The 8,648-nt window shown below is 75.9% G+C and carries 6 protein-coding genes; 2 read left to right on the forward strand and 4 right to left on the reverse strand.

Annotated elements, in window-relative coordinates:
• From ACLIYP_RS27875 to ACLIYP_RS27890, 4 genes are all read right to left on the reverse strand, one after another.
• Positions 1–994: ABC transporter transmembrane domain-containing protein (locus ACLIYP_RS27875; protein WP_412715865.1), on the reverse strand; the 994-nt coding region annotated here is incomplete at its 3' end.
• A gap of 159 nt (positions 995–1,153) precedes the next feature.
• Positions 1,154–1,279 (reverse strand): SapB/AmfS family lanthipeptide, encoded by a 126-nt coding sequence (locus tag ACLIYP_RS27880; protein WP_412715866.1) that lies wholly within the window; start codon positions 1,277–1,279, stop codon positions 1,154–1,156.
• The gene (lanKC, locus tag ACLIYP_RS27885; protein WP_412715867.1) at positions 1,276–4,020 is read right to left on the reverse strand and encodes a class III lanthionine synthetase LanKC; all 2,745 of its coding nucleotides are present in this window, start codon (positions 4,018–4,020) and stop codon (positions 1,276–1,278) included. Before lanKC ends, ACLIYP_RS27880 begins: the two co-directional genes overlap by 4 nt.
• Positions 4,021–4,357: 337 nt before the next feature.
• Positions 4,358–5,944, reverse strand: coding sequence for a peptidoglycan-binding protein (locus tag ACLIYP_RS27890; protein WP_412715868.1), 1,587 nt, complete (start codon positions 5,942–5,944; stop codon positions 4,358–4,360).
• Positions 5,945–6,682: 738 nt separating this feature from the next.
• On the opposite strand from ACLIYP_RS27890, the gene ACLIYP_RS27895 reads away from it, so the two are divergent.
• Positions 6,683–8,005 (forward strand): prenyltransferase/squalene oxidase repeat-containing protein, encoded by a 1,323-nt coding sequence (locus ACLIYP_RS27895; protein ID WP_412715869.1) that lies wholly within the window; start codon positions 6,683–6,685, stop codon positions 8,003–8,005.
• Positions 8,002–8,648, forward strand: a 647-nt coding sequence (locus tag ACLIYP_RS27900; protein ID WP_412715870.1) for an SCO2322 family protein, incomplete at its 3' end; no start/stop codon positions are given. The genes ACLIYP_RS27895 and ACLIYP_RS27900, both read left to right, overlap by 4 nt.

Here is an 8,648-nt window from a genome sequence, read left to right on the forward strand (position 1 = left end):
CGGGGAACAGCACCTTGTCGTCGGCGGAGGCGCCGAAGGGCTCCAGGGCGCCGATCCGGCCGGTGACCGCGCCGACCCCGGCGGCCAGGGCCGCGTAGCGGGAGGCGGCCAGCAGCTCGCCCACGCTCAGCCCCCCGGCGGCCAGCCGCACCCCGCCCACCGCCAGGACGGCGATCGTCAGCAGGGGGACCAGGACGCCGCTGCCGACCATGGCCTGCCCGTACACGTGCCACATCCGCCTTCCCTGTGCGGCCAGTTCGGGCAGCGGGGCCAGGACGCGGGCGCGTTCGCGGCCGGCGGTGCCGGCGGCGGCGAGGGTACGGGCGCCGGCCAGGGCCTCGACCAGGCGGGCGGCGATCTCGCCCTGGACGCGCTGGTAGCGCGAGACGCTGTCGGAGGAGCCGCGGGCGAAGGCGCGCAGCAGCAGCACCAGCAGGGGGACCCCGGCGCAGAAGGCGGCGGCGAGCCAGGGGTCCACCAGCAGCAGGGCCACCAGGGCGCCGAGCGGGGTGAGGAGCGAGGAGACGGCTGTGGCGGCGGTGGCGGGTGCCGCGCCGGCCTCGGCCGCGTTGCCCGACAGCCGGGTCACCAGGTCGCCGTGGCCGAAGCGGGCCGCCCGCCGGGGGCCCACGGCCAGCAGGTGCTCCAGTCCGCGGCGGCGCAGCCAGGCGGTGGAGCGGGCGTCGGTGGTGCCGGTGAGGTGGGCGCTCACCGCGTCCAGCAGCACCTCGGCCGCCACCAGCAGCGCGCACAGCGCCGTCCAGCGGGCGGCCTCCCCGGAGCTGTCCAGCGCCAGGTCGAGGGTGTGCCCGAGCGCGGCGGGCAGGGCCACGGACGCGGCGGCGGAGGCGGCGGCGAGCAGGCAGATCGCCGTGGCGCGTCCGGCGCTGTGGCGGATCGCGTCCGTCAGGACGCGGCCGGCCGGGGTGCCGGCAGCGGCGGCATCGACGGGGCCGGCGGGATCTGCGGGGCCGGCGGCGGGCTGGGGCGCCATGGGCGGTGGGCTCCTCGCGTCCGTGGGCGGCGCGGCGGGGGTACGCGCGGGGCGGCCGGGGTAGACCTGGGATACGGCGATGCGGTCCCGGGCGCTGTGACCGCCCGGGACCGCGTCGACCGTTTCACCGCCGCGAGGTCAGACCCCGCGGCGCCGAGGTCACTTGCAGGTGGTGACGCTCAGGGAGCTGTCGCCGCACAGCAGCAGGCTCGCCTCGGAGCCGCCGCCCGCGACGGTGCCCTTGTCCTCGGAGGTCTCCAGGGTCTGCAGGTCGAGAAGCGTCATTTCTCTGTTCCTTTCGTTTCCGTGGGGACGGGATCTTCCGGTACGGCCTCCCTGACGAGAGACCGGCTCTGGGGCCGCCTGGGAGGCGGCGGGAGGAAGGGCAGGTGCACGGGGGTGTCGTGCAGCGCGCTGCCCAGGGCGAGCAGACAGCCGGCCGTGCCGGTGGCGAGATCCATCGACAGGCGCATCATCTGCTCGCCGGGGAAGGCCAGCAGGCCCTGGTAGGGGACGGCGGCCCGGGTCAGCGAGGCGATCTGGCGGCGCAGGTCCGCCTCGTGGGCTCCGGGGTCGCCGGCGGTGGTGCGGCCCAGGTGCAGGATCATCCCGGCCGCGCCCCGGAACAGGGCGGGCTGGGCGTAGAACCTGGAGCGGGCGGCCTCGAGGATGTCGTGCCGCGCCCGCTCGAACCGCTCGTCGTCGCGGTGGGCGGCGTAGTCGTCCAGCACCATCCCGATGCCGACGCTGCCCTCGCCCAGGTAGGGCATGGTGCGCCAGCCCTCGTCCACCTGGAGGGCGCCGCCGGCGCCCGTCACGCAGTGGTCGAGGTCGCGCCGGAGGGCGTCGGCGGCGAGGTCGAGCAGTCCGGGCTCGCCGGTGCGCTCGTACAGCCGCAGGAAGAGCAGGGCCCGGCCGGCCGCGCCGTACAGCAGCCCGGCCCGTGGGCCGCGCCCGGCGGAGGACCGGCCCGCGGCGCCGTTCCCGGCGCGCGGGGCCTCGCGCCCGCCCTTGTCGGCGACGAGGCGGGCGCAGCGCAGCGCCTCCTGGTGCAGGGCGCTCTCGCCGGTGGAGACGGCCAGGGAGTCCAGGGCCAGGCCGATGCCGGCCAGGCCGCCGTGCAGGTCGGGGGCCAGGCCGTCCCAGGGCTGGTCCACGACCGTCCCGGCCAGTTCCAGGGCCCGGTCGGTGTGGCCGAGGCGCTCCAGGGTCCAGGCGATGCCGGCCAGTCCGTCGTAGAAGCCCAGCGGGGTGCCGGAGGCGGGCTCCTTGGTCCTGCGCAGCAGCCAGTCCTCGGCGTCCGGGCACCTCTCGCCGCCGGCCTCGGCCAGGGCGTAGAGCACGCCGGCCGCGCCGTTGGCGAAGCCCGCGCCGCCGCCGGCGGCGAACTGGGCGATGTCGCCGGGGAAGAAGCGGTCCTCCCGTCCGGGGGTGGCCGAGGCGAGTACCGCGCGCACCATCGAGTCGCGGCTGCGCGGCCAGTCGGCGGGATGGACGGGCAGGTAGCCCTGCCCGGGTGCGCCCGTCGCGGCGCCCGCCGTCCCCTCCTGGGCCGTGCCGCCCGGCCCGTGCCCGGCGCCGGACGGCGCCGGGGGCTCCCAGCCGCGGAGGATCTCCTCCACGGCCTCGTCGAGGAACCCGCGCGGCACGGGGAACTCCTCGGCCACCAGCTCGGCCAGGTGCGCCGCCTTGCCCCGGTCGATCGCCAGCAGGCTGGTCTGCGGCAGGAAGAGCGCGATGCGCAGGCAGGCCAGGGCGTAGCGGTCGACGTCGAACCCCCTGCGGTCGGCGGGGGCCACGAAGCCGGGGTTGGCGATGACCTGGCGGCGGCCCTCGTCGATGTGGGCCGCGGCCTCGAAGTCCAGCAGCGTCACCGAGAGCCCGCCGTCGTCGTCCTCGCGGACCATGATGTTGAACAGGTGCAGGTCGTTGAAGACGACGCCGCGGGCGTGGACGGCCTCGACGGCCTCCTCCACCAGCCGGTGGACGCGCAGGGCCCACTCGGTGTACCCGGCTGTCGCCTCCGGGGCGGGATCGGCCTCGATCAGCGGGTGGCGCAGGGCGAAGAAGCTGTTGAGCGGCCGGCCCTCGACGTACTCCAGCACCAGGAACCAGTGGTCGCCGAGCTGGAACCAGTCGCGCACCTCGGGGGTCTGGGGCAGGCCGGACAGCCTCTCCAGCGCCTCCTTCTCGCGGCGCAGGCGGGTCACGGCGTCGGCGCCGTCGGCGGCGAGGCCGGCGTGGGGGCGGCCCTCCTTGAGGACGACCCTCTCGCCGGTGCGGCTGTCGGTGCCGACGTACACGCCCCCGCCGTTGGAGAAGTGCAGCGCCTTCTCGATGCGGTAGGGGATGCCGTCGACCTTCGCCGCGCCGCGGGCCTCCAGATGGGGCCGCAGGAAGTCGGGGAGGGTGATCCAGTCGGGGACGTGGAAGGCCGGGTCCCTGCGGTCGGGCACCAGGCGGCCCTCGGCGTCCTCGACGGCCGGACGCAGCTCGCCGTCCTCGTAGCAGTGCCGCTCGGTGAAGCTGCCCCAGCGCACGTGCACCGGGCCGCTCCCCCAGCGCAGGTCGCTGAGGATGTACGGGCCGCTCTCGCCTGCCAGCAGGGCGTCGAGGTCCTCGGCGATGGTGCGGCACTGCTCGTCGCCGGCCGGGTAGACGGTGACGAACTTCCCGCTGGCGCCGCGGTCGGCGTACTTGGCGTTGCGGTTGTGCAGGAGGTGGCGGCTGGGCATGAACTTGAAGGCCACGCCCCGGGACACGCAGTAGTCCCACACCCTGTCCAGGATCCGCTCGGCGTTGTCCAGGCAGGCCGAGACGTGGATCTTCCAGCCCTGGGCGGGGAGTTCGGCGTCCAGCGGACGCAGGGCCAGCCAGTCGCCGGAGCGGTGGCGCTGCCAGCCGGCGGGGGCGGGGCGGCGGGCGGCCTCGTAGGTGCCGGCCCGTCCGGCCTCGTCCGAGAGGCGGTGGGGGGCGTCGTAGAAGTGGCGGTCCGCGTCGCAGAAGACGGCGTAGCCCTTGCTCATCGTTCCCCCTTCGGCTCTTCCCGGTCACCGGCGGCGTCCGGGGAAGACCTTTCCACGGTGCCGGAGGGGCGGGACAGTCACAGCTGTCACGAGTCGGCCGTGAGGAACGCACGGGTAACTGCGCCGCGGGGCCCGGCGCGGACTCCACCGCGGGTCCGGCCGCGGTCCGGCCGGGTGTCCGGCCGGATGTCCTGCCGGGCGTCCTGCAGCGGGGAGGGCTCCGCGGCCTCCCGGAGCGCGGCGGAAGAGGGCGGGGCGGCGCAACGGCACCGGTCCGCACCGCCGGGCGGCGGTGCGGACCGGTGTGACGTGCCGGGGCCGGCGGCGGTTCCCGGACCTAACGGCCGGCCTGGAGCGCGCCCCAGGTGCCGCTGCCGGCGATGCCGTCCACGGCCAGGCCGCGGCTGCTCTGGTAGTCGCGCACGGCGGTCTCGGTGTTCGGGCCGAAGGCGCCGTCGATGCCCACGGTGCGGCCGAGCGCGGCGGTCAGGGAGCGCTGCAGCCGCTCCACGTCCGCGCCCGAACTCCCCTGCTTGAGGACGGGCTTGGTGCCGGCCGACAGCAGGGCGGTCCAGGTGCGGGCGCCCACGACGCCGTCGGCGGTCAGGGAGCGGCTGCTCTGGAAGGCCCGCACCGCGCTCTCGGTGCCGGGGCCGAAGGCGCCGTCCACCGTGCCGGCGTCGAAGCCGTGCTGGTTGAGCAGGTGCTGCACGGCCTTCACCTGGGCGCCGGTCGAGCCGCTGCGCAGGGTGCCGTAGGAGGTGAAGTTCAGCTGGACGGGGGCGGTGGCGTCGCCGTCGCGGACCAGCTGCATGTAGTAGGTCCAGTTCCAGTTGGGGCCGGGGTCGGTGTGGTCGTTGCCCGGCACCTCGACGTGGCCCACGATGCGCGACCGGTCCTTGGGGATGCCGTAGCGGTCGCACAGGTGCCGGGTCAGCGCGGCCGAGGAGCGGTACATGGCGTCGGTGAACCAGGAGGGGTTGTCGACGTAGCCCTCGTGCTCCAGGCCGATGGAGTACGGGTTGCCGGACCTGGCGTGCCAGGCGGTGTCGCGGTCGCGGACCGTCTGCGTGACCTCGCCGTCCGAGGAGCGGATCACGTAGTGGGCGCTGACGTTGGAGCTGGGGTTCTGGAACCAGCTGATCGAGCCGGCGTAGGAGCCCTGGGTGACGTGGACGACCACGTGGGTGATCGCCGACGAGCGGCCGGGGGTGTAGTTGCTGGAGTGGGCCGCCACCCACCGCGCGGGCGGGTAGTCGGTGCTGAGCGTGCCGGCCTCGGCGGACGCGGGGGCGCCCAGCGGGCGGACCTTCGCGTAGCGGCCGCGCTCCGGCTCGGTCTCCCGCGGCCCCACGGTGACCCGCTCGCCGGCCGGGGTCAGGGCGCTGAAGCCGTCCTCCAGGAAGTCGTAGACGGTGTCGGCGTACAGCCGGGCGGTGCGGTCGTCGTCCGCGCCGCCGTAGCGGGCCACCACCGGGTACCAGGCGTCCGCGTCGCGGCGGTCGGCGGCGTCCAGGCCCAGCTCGTCGGCGTAGGAGCGCAGGACGGCGGCGCCGCCGAGGATGTTGGCGGCGGTGTCCTCCCTGAGGTCGGCGGCCGGCTCGCCGGTCAGTTCGGCGGCCTTCTCCAGGGTGCGGCGTTCGGGGTTGCTGACCAGGTGCATCACGCCGTAGCCGCCCGCGTGGCTGGGTTCGCCGCCGTGCCCGTCGAGGTGGGTCTCCCCGTAGCCCACCGCGACCAGCAGGTCGCGCGGGACCTGGAACTCGTCCGCCGCCCGCTCGAACGCCCGGTTCATCGTGGCGCGCGGCGCCGGGTCCGCGGGGGCGGCGGCCGCGGGCTGGCCCGTGGCGACCAGCGCCGCGACGGCCAGGCCGCCGAGCGCGGATGTGCCCGCCCGTCTCCAGGTGGTGAAGCGTCGGAACATTCTTCCTCCCGGTCAGCATGTGCGTGGGGGGTGAGCATTCACTGCTCGCTCACGCCGGTGGTCGGAAGGAATTCCTACCCTGAAAGGCATGTACACGTCAAGGAATTGCCGGATTTCCCCGGTGATTCCGCCCACCACCGGACAGGAATTCCGCACAGGACTCCGGAAAACCCGGGAAAGGGCGCCCGGCCACCCGGACAGCCCGCACCGCCTGGGCGGACGGACCCCGGCGCGACCGTCCTCGCGCCGGGGGTATTCGCGCCCCAGCAGAGGGTGGCGGATCCGCGCTACGCGCGTCAACGAAATGCACTGGAAACAACGGGAGTTCTTTGGTGTGAACCACTGGAGATGACTGCGGAACGGGCGGGAGAACCCGGCCGGAACGCCCCGTCGCGCACCACCGGCCGGGCCGCCGGTGTGATCCCGCTCCCACCTGCGGCCCGGCCGGAACCACGCCCGTTAGAGTGAGCCGCAGAACGTCCTGTGCCCGATCGGGGGAAGCCGGTGCGAATCCGGCGCTGACCCGCAACCGTGAGCAGGCGGACACACCCACCCGTCCGCCGTACAGCCGGAGCACCCGCCCGGGCACGAGAGGCTCCCGGGTCCGTCCCGCCGCACGGCGGAGCGCGGCCCCGGCACCGGCACCGTCGAGGAATGCGGAGCCGAGCCCGGTGTGCCCCGTGCGTGAGCGCGGCCGGCCGTCCGTGCACGGCTGCGCCACGAGAAAGGCACCCGCCCATGTCCCTGCGCCGCACCGCCGCGGCCCTGGCCGCCTCCACCGTGCTCTGCGCGGTCGCGGCCCCCGTCGCCGCCGCCGACGAGTCGCCGTCCGCGCAGGCCCCGGCGCAGCCGGACCTCCCCTCCGGGCTGTACGGGAAGGACGACCCGCAGTACGACGGCGTGTGGCGCCAGTCGACGGCCCTGCTGGCCCAGGACGCGGTCGGGGTGAAGCCCGCGTCCAAGGCCGTGGCGTGGCTGACCGGCCAGCAGTGCGAGGACGGCTCCTTCGCCTCCTACCGCCCCGATCCCGCCGAGGCGTGCACCGCGAAGACGGTGGCCGACGTCAACGCCACGGCCGCCGCCGTCCAGGCGCTGGCCGCCCTCGGCGGCCACGGCGAGCGGGTGGAGCGGGCCGTGGAGTGGCTGCGGCTGGTCCAGAACGACGACGGCGGCTGGGGCTTCAACCCCGGCAGCCCCAGCGACGCCAACTCCGTCTCCGTGGTGATCGGCGCCCTGGACGCCGCGGGCGAGGACCCGGCGAAGACGCTCTCGGCGAAGGGCGGGAAGTCCCCCTACGACTCCCTCCTGGGCTTCCAGCTCGGCTGCGACGCCGGGAAGGACGAGCGCGGCGCCTTCGCCTACCAGCCCGACGAGAAGGGCCGTCTCGCCGCGAACGACGACGCCACGGCCGCCGCCGTGCTGGCCGCCCGGGGCGAGGGCCTGGCCACCGGGCCGGGCGGCGAGGAGGGCGGCAGGAGCGGCGGCGAGGACCGCGGCGCCGCGAAGGCCCTGGAGTGCGGGGAGGACGACGGGGGCGACGGCGGGCGCACCCCGGCCGAGGCCGCCGAGGCCGGTGCCGCCTACCTGACGCGGGTGCTGGAGGCGGGCGGCGGGCATCTGAAGTCCGCCATGCCCGGCGCCGAGGAGCAGCCCGACTACGGCAACACCGCCGACGCCGTGATCGCCCTGGCCGCGGGCGGCCACCGCGACGCCGCCGCGAAGTCCCTGAACTGGCTGGAGAAGAACCTCGGTTCCTGGGACAAGGCCACCACCAGCCCGGCCGCGCTGGGCCAGCTCGTCCTGGCCGCCCGCGCCACGGGCGGCGACCCGGCCGACTTCGGCGGGGTGAACCTGGTCGAACGGCTGAACGCCACCGGCCCGGCCCCGGTGTCCGTCCCCTCCGGCGCCGACGGCGGCGGGAACGGCGAGGACGACGGCCGTCGGAGCGCCGCGGAGGACGGCGACGGCTCGTCGGCGATGTGGCCCCTCATCGGCGCGGGCCTGGCCGCCGGCGCGGGTGTCGGCTTCCTGCTCAGCAACCGCAGGAGGCGGGCACAGTGACCGCGCCGCGCGCCGTCCTCGCCGGTGTGTTCACCGCCGTGCTCGCCACCGTGTTCACCGCCGTGCCGGCGGTGGTGGGCGCGGCCTCCGCGCACGCCGCCGGCTACCGCTACTGGTCCTTCTGGGAGCGCGACGGCGACCGGTGGACGTACGCCACGCAGGGGCCGGGCACGCTGCGGCCCGAGGACGGCGATGTGCTGGGCTTCCGGTTCGCCGTGAGCGAGGACTCCGCCGAGGCCGACGAGCCCCGCGGGACCGGCGACTTCGAGGAGATCTGCGGTGGCGCCGAGGCCGGGGAGGGGGGCAAGCGGATCGCGCTGAGCATCGACTTCGGCACCCGGGCCGACGCGCCCGGGGACGAGGAACCGCCCCCGGGCCGCACCGAGTGCGCGCGCGTTCCCGAGGACGGGACCGCCGCCGACGCGCTGGCCGCCGTGCTGAAGCCGCTGCGGTACAACTCCGACTCGCTGCTGTGCGCCATCGCCGGCTATCCGCGCACCGGCTGCGGTGAGCAGGTCTCCGGCCCGGCGGCGGAGACGGCGGGCGCCTCCGGGGGCTCCGCGGCGCCCGGGGACACCGCCGCTCCCGAGGACGGCGGCGGCCCCTCCGCCGGGCTGGTCGGGGGCGGCGCCGTCGTCGCCGT

The sequence above is a fragment of the Streptomyces nanhaiensis genome (assembly GCF_046614825.1).
Lineage (GTDB): Bacteria > Actinomycetota > Actinomycetes > Streptomycetales > Streptomycetaceae > Streptomyces > Streptomyces radiopugnans.

Coding starts and splice junctions, on each gene's coding strand:
- ACLIYP_RS27880 (WP_412715866.1), bottom strand. CDS start 1,279: ATGACGCTTCTCGACCTGCAGACCCTGGAGACCTCCGAGGACAAGGGC.
- lanKC (WP_412715867.1), bottom strand. CDS start 4,020: ATGAGCAAGGGCTACGCCGTCTTCTGCGACGCGGACCGCCACTTCTAC.
- ACLIYP_RS27890 (WP_412715868.1), bottom strand. CDS start 5,944: ATGTTCCGACGCTTCACCACCTGGAGACGGGCGGGCACATCCGCGCTC.
- ACLIYP_RS27895 (WP_412715869.1), top strand. CDS start 6,683: ATGTCCCTGCGCCGCACCGCCGCGGCCCTGGCCGCCTCCACCGTGCTC.